Origin of the sequence: Mesorhizobium sp. M0772 (assembly GCF_040320135.1) — a bacterium.
Taxonomy (GTDB): domain Bacteria; phylum Pseudomonadota; class Alphaproteobacteria; order Rhizobiales; family Rhizobiaceae; genus Mesorhizobium.
In genome coordinates, this window is record NZ_JAMYPB010000004.1 from 18,450 (window position 1) to 38,543 (window position 20,094).

Consider the following 20,094-nt stretch of genomic DNA (forward strand, 5'->3'; position numbering starts at 1 on the left):
CGAACCCCGACGAGTACACGCTCCGTCGCTAATACTATCCGAATCCCAGTGTATAGCGAGCATGATTGTTTGCTTTACACGTACAAGATTTCAAAGTTGTTTATTGTGACAATTCAGCAACAGTAATTTAGCCTGAGCTCATGTACCGTATTGGCTTCCCCGCCAGGCTCGGCTGTTGTATCAACGCGCTCGGCGAAACCCTGACACGACGAGGATCGGGTGGCTTCATTGCTGAGAACCGTTTGTGGCCGGGCCGCCTGGGTCGGCGCGCTATGGCTGGTCGTGACGGCAGGGTCGGCGCTTGCCGAAGAGCCGAAGTCAACCACATCTGCCGAGACCAAGCCTGCAGAAGGCAATCCGTGGGCGCTAAACTGCGCCAGCGGATCGGCCGGCATCGAGCTTCAATGCCAGGTCTCCCAAAACCTTACCGAGGCCAAGACGGGGCAGCGCGTTCTTACCGTTACGGTTCGCCGCGACAACGGCAATGGCAACCTCGCCATGCTGCTGGCCTTGCCGCACGGGCTGTTCCTGCCTTCCGGCGCCTCGTACCAGATCGACCAGGGGCAGAAGACGACCATTGCCATCCAGACCAGCGACCAGAACGGCGCCTATGCCGCGACCCCTTTGTCGGCGGACCTCGTCAAGGCGATGAAATCGGGAACCAACCTGAACATCGGCATGGAGTCGGTGACGCGCAAGCCGGTGACCATTCCGGTCTCGCTTGCCGGATTCACTGCCGCGATCGACAAGCTTCAAGCGTTGAAATAGCCGGCCTATCTCGGCAGATGCGTAAGCATCAGCTTACGTTATGGACTGGCCGGGCTCACACGTGCTTGCGGCCGCCTGTCTCGCGGAACCAGCTGTCGGGGTAAGGATACCACCAGTCCTGGATCGCCGGTCTGTGGTCGATGATGACCATCTTGGAGCGTCGGAAGGCGTCGAGTCCCTGGCGTCCCAGCTCGCGGCCAAGGCCTGATGCCTTCCAGCCGCCGAAGGGCAAGGCGTCATTGTCGATCAGCGGGTTGTTGACCCAGACCATGCCGGCCTCGAGCCGCTCGGCCGCCTCATGCGCCTCGGCGAGGTCGGTGGTGAACACCGAGGCGCCGAGGCCGAACGGGCTGTCATTGGCAAGCCGGATCGCCTCGTCGAAATCCTTGACGCGGCAGATCGCGGCGACCGGTCCGAAACACTCTTCGCGCACGATCGCCATATCGGGTGTAACCCCGGTCAGGATCGTAGGCTCGTAGAACCAGCCAGTGTTGTGCGCCGGCGGAATGCGCCCGCCGGCAACGGCTATAGCGCCGTTGCTGATGGCATCATCGACCAGCCGCATCACTTTCGCTCGCGCGGCCTCGCTGACCAGCGGGCCGATCTCGGTCTTGTCCATGCCATTGCCGATGCGCAGCGCCCGCGTCTTCTCGGCGAACAGCTCGACGAAGCGATCGTGAACCGAATCGACGACGAAGAAGCGCTCGGCCGAAGTGCACACCTGGCCGGTGAGGTGGAAGGCTGCGGTGACGCTGCCGGCAGCGGCCACCTCCAGCGGAGCGTACTCGCTGACAATCAGCGGATCGCTGCCGCCGGCTTCGATGACGCAAGGCTTCATGCGCTCGGCGCAGGCGACTGCCACGGCTTTGCCGGCGGCGACCGAGCCGGTGAAGGCGACAGCGTGGATGCGTTCGGAGGCGATCAGCGCCTGCGCGGTGGTGGCCGTGCCAGGCAGGCAGGCGACCAGCCCTTCCGGCAGTGAACGGAACACCGTCATGTAGTCCAGCGTCGACAGCGTCGTCGCTTCGGCCGGCTTGATGACGCAGCCATTGCCGGCGGCAAGCGAGGCCGCGACGGTCCAGCACATCAGCAGGATCGGGAAGTTGTAAGGCATGATGTGCACGGAGACGCCATACGGCTCGTAGCGCGCATACTGGAACGACCCGGCCTGCGTCGTACCGGCGATCTTGCCGGCGTCGTCGCGCGCCATCTCGGCATAGTAGCGGAAGATCGGCGCGCAATTGGCGATCTCGCCGATCGCTTCGGGATAAGGCTTGCCCATCTCGCGCACCATCAGCTCGGCGCAGCGCGTGAAGTCCGCCGCCTCGATGGCGTTGGCGACCGCATGCAGATGCTTTGCCCGGCTCTTGGCATCGAGCTGCTTCCAGGCGGCTTGTGCCGTGGTTGCGGCACACAGCACCGCATCGACCTCACCGTCCGTTGCGGCGGAGATCGAGCCGACGGTCTCCAGCGTCGCCGGATCGATCACCGGTTTTGCCGTGCCGGTCATCGGCCGGTAGTCCGGATTGACGAAGAAAGCCGGCCGTTCAGCGGAGAATTGCATGGTCGTCCTTTCAGGTCCGCTCAGCGGATCATGTAGACCTTCTTGATGGTCTCATGGACGGTGCAGACGCCTTTCCAATTCTGAGGAAAGAACGCCGCCGTGTCCGGCTCGATCTGGATGACCTCGCCCGATTCGTGCACATAGGTGCAGCGGCCCTCGAGGAAGTGGCAGAACTCGTCGCGGGTGACATGGCAGTGCCATTTGCCGGGGGTGCAGACCCACAGGCCGCATTCCGAACGGCCCTCCGGCCCCTTGTAGAGCAGCTTGCCCGAGGTGTGGGACACGCCCTCGATCATGGTCGGGATGACGCCCCAGTCGACGAGGTCGGTGATGGCAAGCGGGGATTGCATGATGGGCGTGGTCATGGCGATTTCCTTTAAAAAAGTGCTCAGCGGCACATGAAGGCCTTGGTCAGTGTTTGCGTGATGGTGGAGGTGCCGGCCCAGCCGGCGGGGAAGAACACCAGCATGCCGGCCTCGACCGGGATCTCTTCGCCATTCTCGCGGACATAGGTCCCGCGGCCCGACAGGAAATGGCAGAACTCGTCGGCGGCAAAGGTAACCTTGCGGCTGCCTGGCGTGCACGACCACAGGCCGCATTCGCTTGAGCCGTCCGGGTTCTGCGAGAGGATCCTGCCCGAGGCGCGCGGCGAGCCGGCAAGCGTGTTGCTGCCCCCGCCCCAGTCCTCCAGTTTCACGGTCGAGGCCTTTGGCCAGTGCGGTGTCGGCATATTGGGAAGCTCCGTTGCTGTTCAAGCCAGCATGTAGACGTTGCGCATGGTCTCATGCACGGTGCATTCGCCTGTCCAGCCGGCAGGGAACATGACCACGGTCCCGGCTGCGACTTCTACCACCTCCCCAGCATCCGACCGGTACGTCGCGCGGCCGGCGACGAAATGGCACAATTCGTCGCGCGGAATCGAGAGCCGCCAGCGGCCGGGCGTGCAGACCCAGATGCCGGATTCCGGCTGGTTGTTGGGTCCTTTGTGGACAAGCCTGCCGGTCGAGTGCGACGCGCCGTCGAGCGCGTCGGACTGGGCGCCCCAGTCGACGAGGTCGGTGCGGGTGGAGGCTTGGTAAAGGTGCGGGGCGGAGGAGGTCACAGCAACTTCTCCAGCAACCCTGCGGCCTTTTCCGGTCCGTTCTGTGCCCGCATCTGCGACGAGGTCTTCGCCAGCTTGGCCTTCATCTTGGGGTCGGTCAGGCAAGCCTCGATCCTGCTGACCAACTGGGCGTCGCTCCAGTCGTAGCGCGGCATGCCGAAGCCGTGGCCGGTTTCCTGGACGCGGGTGGCGTTGTCGTGGCCGTCCCAGACATAGGGCATGATGATGGCCGGCTTGCCGAAATAGAGGCACTCCGTGAACGAGTTGTTGCCGCCATGGTGGATGACGGCATCGACCTGCGGGATGACTGAAGGCTGCGGAAACCAGCTCTCGACGATGACGTTGTCCGGCACATCCGTGTACAGGTCCTTATAGCCGCCGACATTGACCAGCGCGCGGTAACGGGTCTTGCCCAGTGTTGTGATGATGCGCTTCAACAAATCGACATCGCCGGCGCCGAGGCTGCCGAAGGAAACATAGAGCAGCGGCCCGTCATTGTTCTCGGCGAAGGTCGGCACGGCGTATGGCTTTTCCTGCCGCACGCAGCCTTCGAGATACTGGAATTTTGTCGTATCAAGCGGATGGCGGCGTTTGAACTTTGCCGCTTCGGGATAGAGCAGGAGATTGAGATAGGGCGAGGCCTCGAAGAACTGACCGACCGGGTATGGCGCTTCATTGTTTGCGGTGAGGAAGGCGTTGAAGTCGTCGTGGATGGGCTTGATCACCGCATTGAAATGATCGCGATAGCGCTGGTGGCCGACATGGTCGTTCTCGCCGCAACCGGAGAGATGCGGCGGGATGTCCTCATCCTCGATCTCGTTTTCCGAGCAGGAGATGACGCGCACCCAAGGCTTGCCGAACTGTTTGATGGCCGGAAACAGGATCACATTGTCGACGCAAATGACATCAGGCTTGATGGCGGCCAGGACTCGCGGCAAATCCTTCTGCGCCCATTTGGCGCTGTCGACGATCGCGGTCCAGCAATCCTTCACGTAATTGTCGACCTGATCGTAGGGCGATTTGCGGAAGTTCGGGATGTGGCCGTTGATGAAGTCTTCCCAGAATTTCGCCATCTGCTCGGGCGGCATCGGCTCCGACAGGTTCACCGGATGCGCTTCGAAGCCGTAACCCTTGTAGACATCGACAAAGCCGGGGTCGGACAGGAACACTGCCTTATGGCCGCGCGCCTCGACCGCTTGCGCGATGCCGACCGAATTGAGCGCCGGGCCGTAGGCCGCTTCGGGAAAAAACGCGATCGTCTTCTGCGCCATCAAGCTCTCCTATTCCTGAAAAATTCTGACATCGGCGGCGTCCCAGCCGAGTTCGACCTGATCGCCCGACGAGACCGGCCGGCGGTCGGCGGCATCGGCGGTGACGCGCACCAGAAATGGTTTTGGCGACAGAGGCGTGCGGATATGCAACTGCAGGTCCAGCCCGTGATAGGCCAGCGCCTCGACCATGCCGGCGGTGCGGTTGGCGGTCTCGGGTGACGGGAACAGCCGGATGCGTTCGGGTCGCACCGAGGCCACGGCGGAAGCGCCGGGTGAAAGCGCGGCGGGAACCTTGCCGGCAATGCGCGCGCCGTTCGCGGCGATCACGCCATCCGCAGACACCTTGCCCGGTACGAAATTCATTACGCCGATGAAGTCGGCGACGAAACGGTCGGCGGGATGCTCGTAGATCGCATGCGGCGCGTCGCATTGCAGCAACTGGCCGTCCTTGAGCACCGCCATGCGGTCGGCCATGACGAGTGACTCTTCCTGGTCGTGGGTGACGATGACGAAGGTGATGCCGACTTCGTGCTGCAGGCGCTTCAGCTCCAACTGCATGGCGCCGCGCAGTTTCTTGTCGAGCGCCCCGAGCGGTTCGTCGAGCAGCAGCAATCGAGGCCGTTTGACCAGCGCGCGGGCGAGCGCGACGCGCTGCTTCTGGCCACCCGACAATTGCTCAGGCTTACGGTCGGCGAAGGGGACAAGCTCGGTGGTGGCCAGAATGGCCTCGACGCGGGAACGGATTTCAGCTTTCGGCAAGCGCTCCATCTCCAGCCCGTAGGAGACATTGGCGCGCACGCTCATATGCGGGAACAGCGCGTAGGACTGGAACATCAGATTGACCGGCCGCTTGTTGGGCGGGGTCCGGGCGATGTCCTTGCCATCGAGCAGTATGCGGCCGTCGGTTGGCGTCTCGAAGCCGGCCAGCATGCGCAGCAGCGTGGTCTTGCCGCAGCCGGAGGGTCCAAGCAGCGCGAAGAACTCGTTTTCGCGGATGTCGAGCGAGATGCCATCGACGGCGGTGACCCGGCCGAACTTCTTCGAAACGTTATCAATGGCCAGCAGCGTGCGCGGTTCGCTCATTGGCCGATGATCCCACGGTTGAGCCGCTGCGACAGGGTCAGCGCGGTGATGGATACCGCCATGACGATGGTCGCCAGCGCGTTGATCTCCGGCGTGATGCCGAAGCGGATCATGGCGTAGATCTGCATCGGCAGCGTCGTCGAGGCGCGGCCGGCACCGGCGGTGAAGAAGGCGATGATGAACTCGTCGACCGAGAGCGTTAAGGCAAGCAGAGCGCCGGCAATCACTGCCGGCGCGATGACCGGCAATGTCACACGCCGGAAGGTGGTCAGAGCCGCGGCGCCGAGGTCGGCGGAGGCCTCGACGATCGACCAGTCGAAACTCTTTAGCCTTGCGCGCACCACCGAGCAGACGAAGGCGAGGTTGAAGACGACATGGGCGAGGATGATGGTGTGCAGGCCCATGGTCAGGTTTAGCATGGAGAAGAACGACAGCAGAGCGATCGCCAGGACGATGTCGGGGATGATCATCGGTGCGAAGATCAGCGCCTCGAGACCCCTGCCGTATTGCCGGCGCATCTCGATGCCGATGGCCAGCAGCGTGCCGAGCAGCGTGGCGATGGCCGTGGAGACCAACGCCACGATCAGCGTGTTGAGCGCAGCGGAAAGGATTGCGGAATTGCCGGCCAGCGAGGCATACCATTTCAGCGAAAAGCCCGACCATGCCGTCGGCAATCCGCCTTCGTTGAAGGACAGCGCCACCAGCACGGCGATCGGGATGTAGAGGAAGGCGAAGACGAGGGTGAGGATCGTCCGCATGCCGAGCGTACGGGTGAAGGAATGGGTCATCGCCGGCCTCCGACAATTGGAGGGCAAGCGAACGACCAGAGTCCTTCTCCCTGTTCGCGGGTAGAAGCTACCGGCAGGCAGACGGGGGGCAGCGTTGAGCGTCGCAAAGGTTGACGCCGCCCCTCATCCGCCCCTTCGGGGCACCTTCTCCCGGTGAACGGGGAGAAGGCAAGAATTGCGCGGCGCTCAGCCATAGGCGTCACCCCTTGCCTCAGCCGCACGCCCCGCGGCGCGGTCGGCGGCGAGCGCCTGCGCCATAAGCACCAGAAGCATGATGGCGATCAGCGCCATCGCCAATGCCGCGCCAAACGGCCAGTCATTGGCGGTCAGGAACTGGTCGTAGACGAGGTTGCCGATCATCTGGAAGCGGCCGCCGCCAAGCAGCGCCGGGGTGACGAAATTGCCGATCGACAGCACAAAGACGAAGACAGCACCCGCAGCGATGCCGGGCACGGTCAGCGGCAGGATGACACGTCGGAAGGTGGTGGCAGCGGAGGCGCCGAGATCGCGTGAGGCCTCGGCCAGTTCCGGGTTGAGGCGTGACAGCGGCGCGTAGCAGGCGAGGATGACGAAGGGCAGATAGTTGTAGACGAGGCCTGCGATGACCGAGCCTTCGGTATAGAGCATCGAGGGCGGTTCGCCGGTGTAGCCGAACCAGCGCAAGAGCTGGGTGATCAGGCCTTCGCGGTTCAGCAGCACGATCCAGGCATAGGTGCGGATCAGGTAGTTGGACCAGAACGGCAGCACGGCGAAAAACAGGAACACCGGCTGCCACCGGCGCGGGGCGGCCGCGATCGCATAGGCGGCGGCATAGCCGATCACCACCGCGATCAGGGTCGCGGTGCCGGCGATACGCGCCGATTTGAGTAAGATGCCGGCATAGAGCGGGTCGAAGACCAACCCGAAATTTTCCAGCGTCAAAGTGTAGTCGATGCCGCCATAGACGCCGCGCCGGAAGAAGGCGAGCGCCAGCACCAGGGCGCATGGGATAACCATCAGCGCGGTCAGCCAGACCAGCGCCGGGGCCATCAGCAGAGAGGAACGAAGTCGGGTCTGGGACAATTTCTCGGGTACCGCTCAGGGCCGGCGGCAGAAGTGCTGCCGGCCGTGAAGTCTGCGCCGCTTACTGCGCGGCCTTGATCTCGCTGACGATCTTGGAATAGTCGCGCTGGGCTTCGCCGACGTCACGCAACTGCTCGAACTTGACGAGATCGGCCACCGGCATCGCCATGTTGGGGAATTTGGCCAGGAAGTCGGCCGGCAGGCTTTCCATCGCCGGCTTGTTCGGCACCTTGTAGTCGATGTTCTGCGCCGCCCAGGCGTGGTTCTTGGCGTCGAGCATGAAGTTGATGAACTTGAAGGCGTCGTCCTTGTGCTCGGACGCCTTCATCACCACCATCGTGTCGACCCACAGGTCCGAACCTTCTTTAGGGATGACGTATTTGATCTCCGGCTTGTCGGCGATGCCGTAATTGCACCAGCCGTCCCAGGCCTGCACCATCAGCGCCTCGCCGGAAACCAGCTTGGAATAGAAGGTGGTGTCGTCATAGGCGAGCAGGGTCTTCTTGGCGGAGATCAAGAGGTCCTTGACCTCGGCCATCTTGGCCGGGTCGGTCTCGTTGACCGAATAGCCCTTGTCGAGCTGCCCGGCGGCCAGCAGCCAGCGATCGGTCGCCAGCATGGTGGTCTTGCCCTTCATCTCGTCGGAAGGGGCGAGCAGGTCGCTCCAGCTCGTGGGCGCCGTCTTGACAAGGTCAGAGCGGTAGCAGAGGCCCGTCGTGCCCCAGGTGTAAGGCACGGAGAAAGCGTTGCCGGCATCGTGCGGCAGCTTGGTCGCTTCGGGATAGAGGTTGGCGAGGTTGGGGATCTTGGCATGGTCGATCGGCTCGGTCAGGCCAAGCTTGTTCAATACTTCGGCGAAGGGCGAGGAGACGAAGACCACGTCATAGCCCTTGCCGCCGGCGGCAATCAGCTTGCCCATGATCTCTTCATTGGTGGCGTGCACCACCACTTCGCCGGCAATGCCGGTGGCGGTCTTGAAAGCGGCCATGGCGTCGGGTGCCATGTACCCATCCCAGTTCGAAATAACGAGGTCGGCTGCGGCGGCCGGCCCCGAGAGCGTCAGGGCGAGACCGAGAGCGATTGAGGATGTATTGAGCGCACGGCGCCGCAGGCTGGTAGCGGTCATGGCAGTCTCCCATTCGGTTTGATCGTCGAAATCATTTGCCGGACCAAGGCCGGCGACGCGCGCGCCTGCCTCGATCCTGTTCCCTCGGTCTTTTCTCGCCGATTGTGCCGACAGTACTATTGCAGAAAAAAGTACGTCAATCCATAATCTGTCAACCGACGGAGGAATTTGGCCGATTGTCCCTGTTCCGGCGATCAGCCAGACCAATGCGCCACATTCGCATTCGAGAAAAGTCATGCAAGCCGTAGCCAGACGACCTCGCACCAACCATCTCGATCTGGCGCAGCGCATCCTGGATGTGGCGCGGCAGCGTGGCTTCGAGCCTGGCGCCCGCCTGCCCGAACAGCAGATCGCCTCGCTGTGCAATGTCTCGCGCACGCCCGTACGCGCCGCACTCGGCCTGCTCGCGGAACGGGGCGTGGTGCGCTGGGAGGCCGACAGCGGTTATCATCTGACGGTCGACCTCGCCGCCCAGCCCGCCATTGCCGCCGAGCTACCTAGTGCGGAGGAAGACGAGCTCGCCGAAGCCATCCTGCGCGACCGCTCGGCGCGACGGTTGGACCAGACGGTGACCATCGCGGGGCTGATGCGACGCTACGACGCTGATCGCAAGACGGTACTAAAAGCACTTAACAAACTGACCGACGAGAATCTTCTGGATCGTGCGCCTGGGCAATCCTGGTTGTTTCGCCGCGCGCCGGACGATCCGGAGGCGCAAGGCGAAAGCTACGAGTTCCGCCTGGTGCTGGAGCCGGCGGCCATCCTGACGCCAGGCTTTCGGCTGGACGGGGCGCGGGCAGCAATGTTGCGGCAAGGCATGGAAGCGCTTGCAGCGCTGCCGGACGAGACATTCGACACGCGCGAGTTCCAGCGGCTGGACATGGATTTTCATGGCATGATCGCCGAGGGCTGCGCCAACCGTTTTGTGTCGGATGCATTGGCCGATCATCTCCGCCTGCGCCGGCTGCCGGGCATCTATTCCGGCGTCAACGTGTTTCGGCTGCGGCAATCGTTGCGCGAACGCTCGGGCATACTCGACTATCTTGAAAGCCGGCAGTATGAGGTGGCTGCCGATCTGCTTCGCATCCACCTGCGGCTCTCCCGCAGCCAGCGACCGCAAGCAGCCAGCCGCGGAGCTCCCGCACTGTTCAGCATGATCAGCCGGCCGGATTGAAGAGGAATAATTGACGCGTAAAGCCAGCCCGACCATCGCGCTGTTTCCCGAAGCCAGTTTCGGCGCCGCGTTGAATTGCGTCGGTATCGCACAGGCATTGCGCGCACGGGGCGCTCGCCCCGTCTTCATCTGCCATGCCGGCTTCTCCGGCGTCTTTACCGACTATGGCTTCCAGGAATACCATCTGCCGACGGATGAGCCGCTGAGCGACAGCGACCGCCAGAGCTATTGGCAGGCCTTCGTGCGCCGGCACCTGCCGCATTTCCGGCTGAGCCCGATCGACCAGCTCGAGACCTATGTCGCGCCGACCTGGCAAGCGATCGTCGACACCGCCGTCAACGCCGAGGCGCCGCTGCGCCAATTGCTGGCGCGGCTGAAGCCGGATGTGGTGGTGCTCGACAACGTCATCATGTTCCCGGCGATCGCCGCCGCCGGCTGCCCGTGGGTGCGCGTCGTCTCCTGTGCCGAGACGGAACTGCCGGATGCCGAGGTGCCGCCCTATCTCTCGGGGATGGGTGCCGACGACCCGCAACGTGCGGCGTTCGAAGCGCGCTATCTCGCGGCCTCCGCACCCGCGCATGAGCGCTTCAACCGTTTTCGCGCGGATGCCGGCCTGGCGCCGTTGCCCAAGGGCCTGTTCCTCGAGACATCACCCGACCTCAATCTGCTGCTGACGCCAGCGATCGTACGGCGTGAGCGGGCCGAGCCGCTCGACCCCAAACGCTTCGTTTATCTCGAAGGCTGCGTGCGCTCGGAAGGGCCGTTCGAGGTGCCGGTGTTTCCGCGCAATGGCGGGCCGCTGGTCTATGTCAGCTTCGGCAGTCTCGGCGCGATGGATGTCGGGCTGATCGAACGCATGCTCGCCGTCTTCGACCGGCTGCCGGCGCGCTTCATCGTCAATGCCGGCGGCCTGCGCGACGCCTACCGCGCGGTGCCGGACAATGTCTATCTCGACGCCTGGTTTCCGCAGCCTTCGGTGGTGGCGAAGTCGGACCTGTTTATTCATCACGGAGGAAACAACAGTTTTTGCGAGGCGCTGCGCTTCGGCGTGCCGTCGCTGATCATGCCCTATTGCTGGGACGGACATGACAATGCGCAACGCGCGGGAGAGACGGGCGTGGGCGACCATATCGGCCGCGACGCCTGGACCGAAGGGGGATTGGAGAGAGCCATTCTCGGCCTGCTGGCCGACGATGCGATGCGCGCCCGCCTCAGGGACAATGCTGCCAAGATGGCGCTGACCCCTGGAACGGATGTGGCCGCGCAAGCCATACTCTCTCTCATAGGTACGTGAACCAAAATGCAGGACAAAAATACCAACACCGCTCTCTTCACCGGCAACGATCCCAAGGCCTGGCTCGCCCAGCACGGCATAACGGAGGTCGAGTGCCTGGTGCCCGACATGAATGGCGTGCTGCGCGGCAAGGCGCTGCCGACGGTGAAATTCCTCAAGGCGCTGGAAGACCGCGCGCTCTACCTGCCGAGCAGCGCTTTCCTGGTCAGCATCGATGGCCGCTACTCCGGTTCCATCGACGAAGGCTTTGCCTATCAAGACCCGGATATGCGCATGGTGCCTGATATGTCGACGCTGTGCCTGGCGCCGGGCGGTGGCGCTGGCAAAGCCTATGTCTTCGCCGACGCCTTCCACATGGAAGGCAAGCCCTGGATGGCCTCGCCACGACATGTGCTGCGCGCCGTGCTCGATCTCTACCGAAAGCGCGGTTGGCGCGCGGTGGTGGCGCCGGAAGTCGAATTCTATCTGACCGCGCCCAATCCGAATCCCGACCAGCCGCTGACGGCACCGGTTGGCGCCAATGGCCGCGCCGAGGGCTCGCAGCATCCCTATGACATGGTGGCGCTGGAAGAATTCGAGCCGGTGATAAGGCGCGTCTATGATTATGCCGCAGCCGCCGGCCTGCCGCTCGACACGCTGATCCATGAATCGGGCACCGCGCAGCTGGAGATCAATCTGCTGCACGGCGACGCGGTGCCACTCGCCGACCAGGTGCTGCTGTTCAAGCGGCTGACTCGCCAGGCGGCGCAGCAGAGCGGCATGCACGCCACCTTCATGGCCAAGCCGATCGCCGCGCAGGCCGGCAGCTCGATGCATCTGCACATGTCTGTCGTCGATGAAACGACAGGCGCCGCGCTGTTTGCCGACAGAGATGATGCAGACACCGAAATGTTCGGCCATTTCATCGGCGGCCTGCAGAAATATGTGCCCGAGATCATGCCGCTGTTCGCACCCAACGTGAACTCGTTCCGCCGCATCCGGCCGAACCACAGCGCGCCGGCCAACATCGAATGGTCGCATGACAACCGCTCCTGCGGCCTGCGCGTGCCGGCAGGTGGCCGCGCCGCCCGGCGGGTAGAGAACCGCTTGCCGGGTGCGGATTGCAATCCCTATCTGGCGATCGCCGGTTCGCTGCTTGCCGGCTATCTCGGCGTCGAGCAGAAGCTGGCGCGCTCGGCTGAGGCCTCGGGCAATGCCTACAGGATCAAAAGCACGCTGCCGAAAACGATGGAGGAGGCGCTTGATCGTTTCACTGCTTGCGAGCCGGTGCGGGCATTGCTCGGCGAGGATTTTTTCCAGACCTATCTGCGCGTCAAGAGCGTCGAACTCGACCTGTTCCAGAGCGTGGTGACGAGCTGGGAACGCGACCATTTGCTGCTGAAGGTGTGATCATGTCCTCCGGCTCAACGGGTTTCAATTCGAGCCTCGATATCGGCAATTCCTATTATGTCGCCACCGCCAATCCGGCGCCGGACCATCCGGCGCTGGTGGGAGATGTCGGCGCCGATCTGGTGGTGGTCGGTGGCGGCTGCACCGGCCTGTCGGCCGCCCTTCATGCCGCCGAGCGCGGCCTGAAGGTGGTGCTGCTCGAAGGCGGCAAGATCGGCTGGGGCGCGTCGGGCCGCAATGGCGGCCAGATGATCCCCGGCCTGCGCAAAGGCGCCAAGGGGCTGGTCAAGCTCTACGGCCCCGAGCGGGCGAAGGCGCTGTTCGACCTCGCCTTCGAGGCGCGGGGCCTGGTGCTCGACATCATCGAGCGCCACGCCATCGACTGCGATCTGCGGCTGACCGGCCATCTCGTCGGTGCCGTTAATGGCTCCGACCTCAGGGATCTCGAAGACGAGGCCAAATGCCTCGAGAGCGTGATGAAGTTCCGCGACGTCGAGATCCTGTCGGCGGCGCAGGCACGCGGCAAGGTGGACACGCCCTATCATGGCGCGATGTATGAGTCGCTCGGCGGCCATATGCATCCGCTGAACTACACGCTCGGCCTTGCCCGTGCCGCCGTGGCGGCCGGTGTCGTCATCCATGAAAATTCCGTCGCGGTAAAGCTGGAGCGCGAGCCTTCGATCCGGGTCTCGACGGCGCAGGGGTCGGTAAGGGCCAAACATGTCGTGCTGGCCGGCGACGCGCTGCTGCATGGGCTGGAGCCGCGCGTCAACAGCCGCATCATGCCGGTAGGCAACTATATCGTCGCCACCGAGCCGCTGGAGGGCAAGCGCAATGTGATCCCGGCCAATGTGGCGGTGTCCGATACACGCTTCGTCGTCAACTACTACCGCATGTCGGCGGACGGTCGGCTGCTATTCGGCGGCGGCGAGCGCTACACGCCATCGCCGCCGGCCGACATCGCCGGTTTCGTGCGGCCGCACATGGAGGCCACCTTCCCGCAACTGAAGGGCTGCCGCATCGATCATGCCTGGGGCGGTCTGGTGTCGGTGACCACGTCGCGGCTGCCGCATGTCGGGCACTATGGCGAGGTCTATTTCGCGCATGGCTATTCCGGCAAGGGCGTCATCCTGTCAACGCTGTCGGGCAAGCTCTTGGCCGAAGCGATTACGGGCGACGCCTCGCGGCTGGACCTGTTCTCGACGCTGACGCCGATGCCGTTCCCGGGCGGTACGGCGCTGCGGGGCCCGCTCTATGTGCTGGGGATGTTGTGGTACGCCATGCGCGACCGCATCAAGCATTGAAGGCTGCGGCCGGCGGGCGCGAAATCATTGGAGGCGATTGCATGCGTGATTTTCAGTCCCCCGGACGCTCGCCAGTTCGCGCGACAGAAGCGATGGCGGCGACATCGCATCCGCTGGCGACGCTGGCCGCCATCGACATGCTGCGCTCCGGCGGCAATGCCATGGATGCCGCTGTGTGCGCTGCGGCGGTGCAAGGCGTCGTCGAGCCGCAATCGACCGGCATCGGCGGCGACTGTTTTGTGCTCTACAGTCCCAAAGGCGAGGGCGATGTTCTCGCTTTCAACGGCTCGGGGCGTTCGCCCGCTGCGGCAACCGCCGAATGGTATCTGGAGCGGGGGCATTGCGAACTGCCTGCGGCCGGACCGCATGCCGTCACCATACCAGGCGCCATCGATGCATGGTGCCGGCTACTCGAGGACCACGGAAAAAAGGGCATCGACGCCGCGCTGGCGCCAGCCATTCGCTATGCCGAACAAGGCTATGTCGTTCATGATCGCGTCGCCTTCGACTGGGCCGACGAGGTCGCCCTGCTCTCAGCCGATGAACATGCCGCGCGCATATTCCTGCCCGAGGGAAGGGCGCCGCAAGCCGGCGATGTGCATCGGCAGCCGCACTTGGCGGACACCTTGCGCATCATCGCCAACCGAGGCCGTGCAGGGTTTTATGAAGGTGAAGTCGCGGACGATCTGGTGGAACGTCTTCGCGCGCTGGGCGGGCTGCATGCATTGGAGGATTTCGCCGAGACCCAAGGCGACTACGTCACGTCGGTGAATACGTCCTATCGCGGCTACGATATCCATCAGATGCCACCGAACAATCAGGGCATGACGGCGCTGATCATGCTGAATGTGCTTTCGGGCTTCAGCCTTGGTTCGTTGGAGCCGAACAGTGCCCAGCGGCTGCATCTCGAGATCGAAGCCGGCCGGCTTGCCTACCAGGACCGCGATACTTTCATCGGCGACCAGGATTTCGTCCAGGTCCCCGTCGAACAACTGCTGTCGGCAGCTTATGCGGAGCGGCTGCGCGCCGCCATCGATCCGGCCCTCGCCATGACGCATCTGCCGCGGCTTGAGCTGCCGCGCAGCGACACCGTCTATATCTCCGTGGTCGACCGCGACCGCAATGCAGTCAGCTTCATCAACTCGACCTTCGGTTCCTTCGGCAGCGGCGTCGTCGGTCCCAAGACAGGCGTCGTGCTGCAGAATCGCGGCAGCAGTTTTCGCCTCACGGAAGGCCATCCAAATCGTATCGCGCCGCGAAAGCGACCGATGCACACCATCATGCCTGGCATGGCGACGCGAGGGGGTAAGGTGGTGATGCCGTTCGGGGTGATGGGCGGCGGCTACCAGCCGTTCGGCCATGTCCATCTGTTGACCAACATGATCGATTTCGGGATGGACCCGCAGCAGGCACTGGATGCGCCACGGGTGTTCTACAAGGACAATGCCGTGCTGGCCGAGCGCGGGATTCCGGCTGAGGCGATCGCCGGCCTGCGTCAGAGCGGTCATCAGGTTTCGATCGCCGAGGAGCCGCATGGCGGCGGCCAGCTGGTGCTGATCGATTGGGAAAAGGGCACGCTCACCGGTGCCTCCGATCCTCGCAAGGACGGTTGTGCGCTGGGCTACTGATCTGCGTTGCTGGAATGCGCATTCAGAACCAGATCAGCCAGACAAGCTGCAGGGTTACCAGTGCAATGGCGTCCCAGAAGATGAGTTCGCCTGTCGAGAACCAGCGCCGCGACCGGTTGAAGCTGTAGAACAGCCACCAGACCAAGGCTGCGGCGGCCAGCGGCACCAAAGCGAGCAGCGTGCTCACGGCAGCCGCGCTCCCGACACAGCATCGAATGTGTGCAGCGCTGCCGGCGGAAAGCGTAGATAAAGCGGCTGGCCGGGATCGAAAGCGCGATCGTCATTCACAGTCCTGACGATTAGCGCGTTGGCCTCGCTATTGGCGAAGATCAGCACGTCCGGCTCGACCGGTTCGACGACGTCGACGGCAAACAGGATGGCGTCGCCGGCAGTCGCGTCGACAAGCTGGATCTGCTCCGGGCGAATGCCGAGCACGATGGGACCATCAGGCTTTCCCGGAAGCGGGCAAGTGAAACCGCTGGCGTGGAAGACGCCGGCGCGGACATCGCCATCGAACGTGTTCATCGCTGGACGGCCGATGAATTCGGCGATGAAGCGATTGGCAGGCCGCCGATAGATCTCGCGCGGGTCGTCGTACTGGATCAGTGCGCCTTCGCGCAACACCGCGACCCTGGTCGCCAGCGTCATCGCCTCTTCCTGGTCGTGGGTGACGAAGACGAAGGTCTTTTTCAGCTCGCGATGCAGACGCTTCAGCTCGGTGCGCATGTGGAGCCGCAACAAGGCGTCGAGATTGGACAGCGGCTCGTCCATCAGACAGAGGCTCGGCTGCCAGACGAGTGCGCGGGCCACAGCCACGCGCTGCGCCTGGCCGCCCGACAATTGCGAAGGGCGGCGGTCGAGGTAACGGGTGATCTCAAGCAGCTCGGCCATGGCGCGGACGCAGCGGTCAAGCTCGGCGGCCGGCATCTTTCGGATGCGCAAGGGATAGGCGATGTTCTCGTAGACGCTCTTATGGCTGTAGAGCGCATAGTTCTGGAACACCATGCCCATGCCGCGCAGGCGCGGCGGCAGGTCGGTGACATCGAGGCCCTCGACCATGATGCGCCCGGCGGTGGGACGTTCAAGGCCGGCAAGCAGCCGGCAGGCTGTCGTCTTGCCGGAACCAGAGGGCCCGAGCAGAACCAGGAATTCGCCGGGCTCGAAAGCAAGATCGAGCACCTGCAGCGCCACCGTCCCGTCCGGGAATGCCTTGGTGACGCCGTCGAAAACAATTGCCATGCAAGGATCCCTTCAACCCTTGACCGCGCCGAAGGTGAGGCCGCGGACGAGCTGTTTCTGGACAAGGAACGTGAAAAGCACGATCGGCAGCGTTGCCACGATCGCGACTGCCGCGACCTGTCCCCAGAGCGTGCCATGCGGCGTCACCAGCCCCGGTATGCCGACGGTCAGCGGCCGCCCGTCGAAAGCGACGAGGATGAAGGCATAGAGGAACTCGTTCCACGACAGGATGAAGCAGAGCACCGCTGTGGCGCCGATGCCGGGTGCGGCCAGCGGCGCGACGACGAAGAAGAATGCGCCGAGCCGCGAGCGGCCGTCCATCATCGCGGCCTCGTCGATCTCCCTGGGGATTTCGGCGAAGAAGCCGCGCATCATCCAGACGACGAGCGACAGGTTGAAGGAGGTGTGGGCGATCACAACGGCGTAGATGGTGTCGATCAGGCCCAGCGAGGTGAAGAACAGGAACAGCGGCACGGCGATTGAGATCGGCGGCGCCATGCGCGTGGTCAGGAAGAAGAAGAACAGGTCTTCCTTGCCGGGAAAATCCGAGCGGGCAAAGCCATAGGCCGCTGGCGCGCCGATGACGATGCAGAGTATGGTCGACGACACCGAGATCAGCACCGAATTGATCGCCAGCGGCCAGTATCCCTTGTCGATGAAGACGGCGGGATAGTTGGCAAGCGTCGGCGAAAAAATCCATTTCGGCACAGAAGACAGAAGATCGACGCGGTTCTTGAACGACGCCAGCACCATCCAGACATAAGGCGTCAGCGCCACCACGACGGCGACGAGCAACACCGCCCAGGCAAAGCTTTTCCAGGCGCGGTTGGTGGACTGATCGATCATCGCAGCGCCCTCAAAACGCCCCCACCTGCTTGCGGCTCGACCAGTAGACGGCCTTGTAGAAGACCGAGCACAGGATCAGCACGACGAGATAGATCATGAAGGCGACCGCGGCGCCGTAGCCGAGGTCCCAGTTACGGAAATTGACGCGGTAGGCGTAGATCGAGACCAGCTCGGTCAGCGTTCCCGGTCCGCCGCCGGTCATCAGGAAAACCTTGTCGAACTCCTTGAAGGCGTCGATGCCGCGCAGCAGCAGCACGAGCGCGATGACCGGCCGCAGCAGCGGCAGCATGACGTTTCGGAAAATCTGGAACGGTTTGGCGCCATCCATCATCGCCGCCTCGAACGGCGCGCGCGGCAGGCTCATCATCCCGGCGAGCATGATCAGGGTGACGAAAGGCGTCCACTGCCAGACATCGATGGCGACGATGGTCGGAAACACCAGGTCGGGTGCCGAAAGCACCGCCGAATTCTGCGCCAGCAGGCCGACCTTGCGCATGTAGAAGGTGAGCATGCCGAAATCGCCCTGCAACAGCAGCCGCCAGATCAGCCCGACGGCGACCGGCGCGATCATCATCGGGATGAGCAGCAGTGTGGTGAGAAGCCGCTGGCTGGCGACGAAGCGGAAGATCAGGAAGGCCAGCGCAAAGCCGAGCAGGAATTCCAGGCCGACGGCGATGATGACGAATTTCAGCGTCAGCAGGAACGATGCCCAGAAGAATGGGTCGTTGCGCATCAGCTTGCGGAAATTGTCGAAACCGACGAAGGCGCCGGCATGGCTGGCGTCGGCGAAGCTGAGGTCGGTCAGCGCGGTGTAGACCATGTAGTAGAACGGGCCGACCAGGAAGACGACGACGAGCAGCGTCGCCGGCAGCATCAAGAGCGGCCCCACCCCACGGTCGAGAAGCGGCATTCCGCGCGGCGATGGAGTGCGGTTCGTCACGGGCGTTTCCTGCGGACAAGAACGGCTACCCGCTTGTGCGGGTAGCCTCTGCGCGACATCTCAAGGCCTATCGTGCCGGATAGGTCATGGGTGCGCAAGAACCGAGCAGTGTCGAGATGTCGGTGGCGGCGGTGTCGAGGGCGGCCTGCGCCTCCTTTTCGCCGGCGAGGTAGGATGACAGTTCGCGCACTAGTATGTCGGTCATCTCGGCCGATTGCGGCAGCGTCGCCTTCGGCACCGCATGCTCGTTGGCCTCCATCGAAGCCTTGGCATAGGGCAGCTTCTGCACCTCGGCGGAGGCATAGACATCCGGCCGACCTGAAGCGCCGCCATTGAGATGCTGTTCGAGCTGACGGTCATAGCCCATCATCCACTGGACGAAGAGGAAGGCGGCCTGCTGGTTCTTCGAATAGACCGGGATGAGATAGGTCCAGCCCTCGACCTGGCCGATCTTCCCGCCGTCGCCTTGCGGCACGAGATCGAAGCCAACCTTGCCGACCACGGTGGAGGCCGTGGTGTCGACCGACACGGCATAGGTTGCGTCGTTCCACATGATCAGCTCGGCGACCTTGGCTTGCTGCATCAGCGCCATGACATCATCCCAGAAATAGTTGAGGCTGTCCGGCGGCGAGAATTGCAGCAGGCTCTTGTAATATTCGAGCGAGGCGACGGCCTTGGGGCTGTTGACGATGACCGGGCCGCAGGCCGAGCCGCTCTTCACGTCGAGCACGTCGCCGCCGAAGGAATAAAGGAAATTGAGCCACTCATACCACAGTGCCTCATGGCGCTTGCCCTGCAGGGCGGTGCCGTAAAAACCCTGGTCGGGGCGATAGAACCATTCGGCGATATCGCGGTATTGCTTCCAGTCCTTGGCGGGAGCGAGGCCGTAGCCATACTTGGCCTTGAAGCCTGCCTGCTCCTTGGGATCGGCGAGCAGGTCCGAGCGATACCACATGAACATGTTGAGCACTGTGAAGGGGAAGCCGTACTCCTTGCCGTCATACCAGGAGATTTCGTGCCAGGCGGTCTGGTAGAGCTGCTTCTCCGGCTCGAAGCTCGGATCGCGCAAAGCCGGGTCGGCCATCATCTTGGCGATTTCGACCAGATGGTTGTTGGTGGCGAACTTGCCGAGTTCGCGATGCGGCTGGATGATGACGTCGTAGCGGCCGCGGTGCGAGTTGAGATCGAGCTGCACCTTGTTGACGGCTTCCGAGTGCTCGTACATCTCGACTTCGACATGGATGCCGGTCTGTTTTTCAAACTCCGGCGCCATCTTCTTCAGCGCTTCGAGCGGCGGCAGCGCCTCGCCGACCATGCGGATGGTCTGGCCGCTATAGGGTTTCGACGCCTCTTTCAGATCCCACGCGTCCGCTTGTGTCACTTGCCACGTCAGGGGCCACACAAATACGACTGCGACGAGCAGTCTGGACGCGGTACGTCTCAGCGGCTTGAGCATTCTTCCCTCTCCCTAGAAGTCGTGCCTGGCGGGCCGGCGCCCGTTTTGTCATAAAATGTG

Annotated in this window: 20 protein-coding genes; 6 read left to right on the forward strand and 14 right to left on the reverse strand. The window is 63.4% G+C overall.

What is annotated here, in order from left to right:
* The first annotated feature begins 219 nt into the window (after positions 1-219).
* Positions 220-768 carry an invasion associated locus B family protein gene (locus NKI06_RS03775; RefSeq protein WP_031196023.1) on the forward strand — a complete coding sequence of 183 codons (549 nt, stop codon included), beginning with the start codon at positions 220-222 and terminating at the stop codon, positions 766-768.
* Between the two features lie 55 nt (positions 769-823).
* Here NKI06_RS03775 and NKI06_RS03780 read toward each other — a convergent pair whose 3' ends face one another.
* The 9 genes from NKI06_RS03780 to NKI06_RS03820 all read right to left on the reverse strand — a co-directional run bounded on the left by NKI06_RS03780 (position 824) and on the right by NKI06_RS03820 (position 8,764).
* On the reverse strand, positions 824-2,332 hold the full coding sequence (locus NKI06_RS03780; protein WP_352984131.1) for an aldehyde dehydrogenase family protein: 1,509 nt from the start codon (positions 2,330-2,332) through the stop codon (positions 824-826).
* Positions 2,333-2,352: 20 nt separating this feature from the next.
* Positions 2,353-2,697 carry a cupin domain-containing protein gene (locus tag NKI06_RS03785; protein ID WP_023672951.1) on the reverse strand — a complete coding sequence of 115 codons (345 nt, stop codon included), beginning with the start codon at positions 2,695-2,697 and terminating at the stop codon, positions 2,353-2,355.
* Positions 2,698-2,720: 23 nt separating this feature from the next.
* Positions 2,721-3,062: a cupin domain-containing protein gene (locus tag NKI06_RS03790; protein WP_023672950.1), complete on the reverse strand. Its 342-nt coding sequence runs from the start codon at positions 3,060-3,062 to the stop codon at positions 2,721-2,723.
* Positions 3,063-3,083: 21 nt separating this feature from the next.
* Positions 3,084-3,434: a cupin domain-containing protein gene (locus tag NKI06_RS03795; protein ID WP_023672949.1), complete on the reverse strand. Its 351-nt coding sequence runs from the start codon at positions 3,432-3,434 to the stop codon at positions 3,084-3,086.
* Positions 3,431-4,705: a glycosyltransferase gene (locus tag NKI06_RS03800; RefSeq protein ID WP_023672948.1), complete on the reverse strand. Its 1,275-nt coding sequence runs from the start codon at positions 4,703-4,705 to the stop codon at positions 3,431-3,433. The genes NKI06_RS03795 and NKI06_RS03800 overlap by 4 nt, the downstream gene beginning before the upstream one ends.
* Positions 4,706-4,714: 9 nt before the next feature.
* Positions 4,715-5,788: an ABC transporter ATP-binding protein gene (locus NKI06_RS03805; protein WP_352757865.1), complete on the reverse strand. Its 1,074-nt coding sequence runs from the start codon at positions 5,786-5,788 to the stop codon at positions 4,715-4,717.
* A complete protein-coding gene (locus NKI06_RS03810; RefSeq protein ID WP_352984132.1) occupies positions 5,785-6,576 on the reverse strand; it encodes an ABC transporter permease in 792 nt (263 codons plus the stop codon). The genes NKI06_RS03805 and NKI06_RS03810 overlap by 4 nt, the downstream gene beginning before the upstream one ends.
* A 186-nt stretch (positions 6,577-6,762) precedes the next feature.
* Positions 6,763-7,605 (reverse strand): ABC transporter permease, encoded by an 843-nt coding sequence (locus NKI06_RS03815; protein ID WP_023712268.1) that lies wholly within the window; start codon positions 7,603-7,605, stop codon positions 6,763-6,765.
* Positions 7,606-7,699: 94 nt separating this feature from the next.
* Positions 7,700-8,764, reverse strand: coding sequence for a polyamine ABC transporter substrate-binding protein (locus NKI06_RS03820; RefSeq protein ID WP_023686655.1), 1,065 nt, complete (start codon positions 8,762-8,764; stop codon positions 7,700-7,702).
* 235 nt (positions 8,765-8,999) lie between these two features.
* Here NKI06_RS03820 and NKI06_RS03825 point away from each other — a divergent pair, with 235 nt between their 5' ends.
* From NKI06_RS03825 to ggt, 5 genes are read left to right on the forward strand one after another with little or no spacing between them, the layout of a single operon-like run.
* A complete protein-coding gene (locus NKI06_RS03825) occupies positions 9,000-9,938 on the forward strand; it encodes a GntR family transcriptional regulator (RefSeq protein ID WP_352984133.1) in 939 nt (312 codons plus the stop codon).
* A 10-nt stretch (positions 9,939-9,948) separates the two neighbouring features.
* Positions 9,949-11,232 (forward strand): glycosyltransferase, encoded by a 1,284-nt coding sequence (locus tag NKI06_RS03830; RefSeq protein WP_352666185.1) that lies wholly within the window; start codon positions 9,949-9,951, stop codon positions 11,230-11,232.
* A 6-nt stretch (positions 11,233-11,238) separates the two neighbouring features.
* The gene (locus tag NKI06_RS03835; protein WP_023820474.1) at positions 11,239-12,621 is read left to right on the forward strand and encodes a glutamine synthetase family protein; all 1,383 of its coding nucleotides are present in this window, start codon (positions 11,239-11,241) and stop codon (positions 12,619-12,621) included.
* A gap of 2 nt (positions 12,622-12,623) precedes the next feature.
* The gene (locus NKI06_RS03840; protein WP_352984135.1) at positions 12,624-13,925 is read left to right on the forward strand and encodes an NAD(P)/FAD-dependent oxidoreductase; all 1,302 of its coding nucleotides are present in this window, start codon (positions 12,624-12,626) and stop codon (positions 13,923-13,925) included.
* Between the two features lie 41 nt (positions 13,926-13,966).
* Positions 13,967-15,553, forward strand: coding sequence for a gamma-glutamyltransferase (gene ggt, locus NKI06_RS03845; RefSeq protein WP_352984136.1), 1,587 nt, complete (start codon positions 13,967-13,969; stop codon positions 15,551-15,553).
* A 22-nt stretch (positions 15,554-15,575) separates the two neighbouring features.
* Here the strand turns inward: ggt and NKI06_RS03850 are convergent, their stop codons facing one another.
* The 5 genes from NKI06_RS03850 to NKI06_RS03870 form a co-directional block, all read right to left on the reverse strand.
* A complete protein-coding gene (locus NKI06_RS03850) occupies positions 15,576-15,740 on the reverse strand; it encodes a hypothetical protein (RefSeq protein ID WP_023701459.1) in 165 nt (54 codons plus the stop codon).
* Complete coding sequence (locus NKI06_RS03855; protein ID WP_352984138.1) at positions 15,737-16,792, reverse strand: ABC transporter ATP-binding protein; 1,056 nt, start codon at positions 16,790-16,792, stop codon at positions 15,737-15,739. The genes NKI06_RS03850 and NKI06_RS03855 overlap by 4 nt, the downstream gene beginning before the upstream one ends.
* Positions 16,793-16,804: 12 nt before the next feature.
* Entirely contained in the window at positions 16,805-17,638 is an 834-nt protein-coding gene (locus NKI06_RS03860; protein ID WP_023686650.1) for a carbohydrate ABC transporter permease, read from the reverse strand.
* A gap of 10 nt (positions 17,639-17,648) precedes the next feature.
* Positions 17,649-18,578: a carbohydrate ABC transporter permease gene (locus NKI06_RS03865; RefSeq protein WP_155923309.1), complete on the reverse strand. Its 930-nt coding sequence runs from the start codon at positions 18,576-18,578 to the stop codon at positions 17,649-17,651.
* Between the two features lie 67 nt (positions 18,579-18,645).
* Positions 18,646-19,959 (reverse strand): ABC transporter substrate-binding protein, encoded by a 1,314-nt coding sequence (locus tag NKI06_RS03870; RefSeq protein ID WP_023672935.1) that lies wholly within the window; start codon positions 19,957-19,959, stop codon positions 18,646-18,648.
* Between the last annotated feature and the right edge of the window lie 135 nt (positions 19,960-20,094).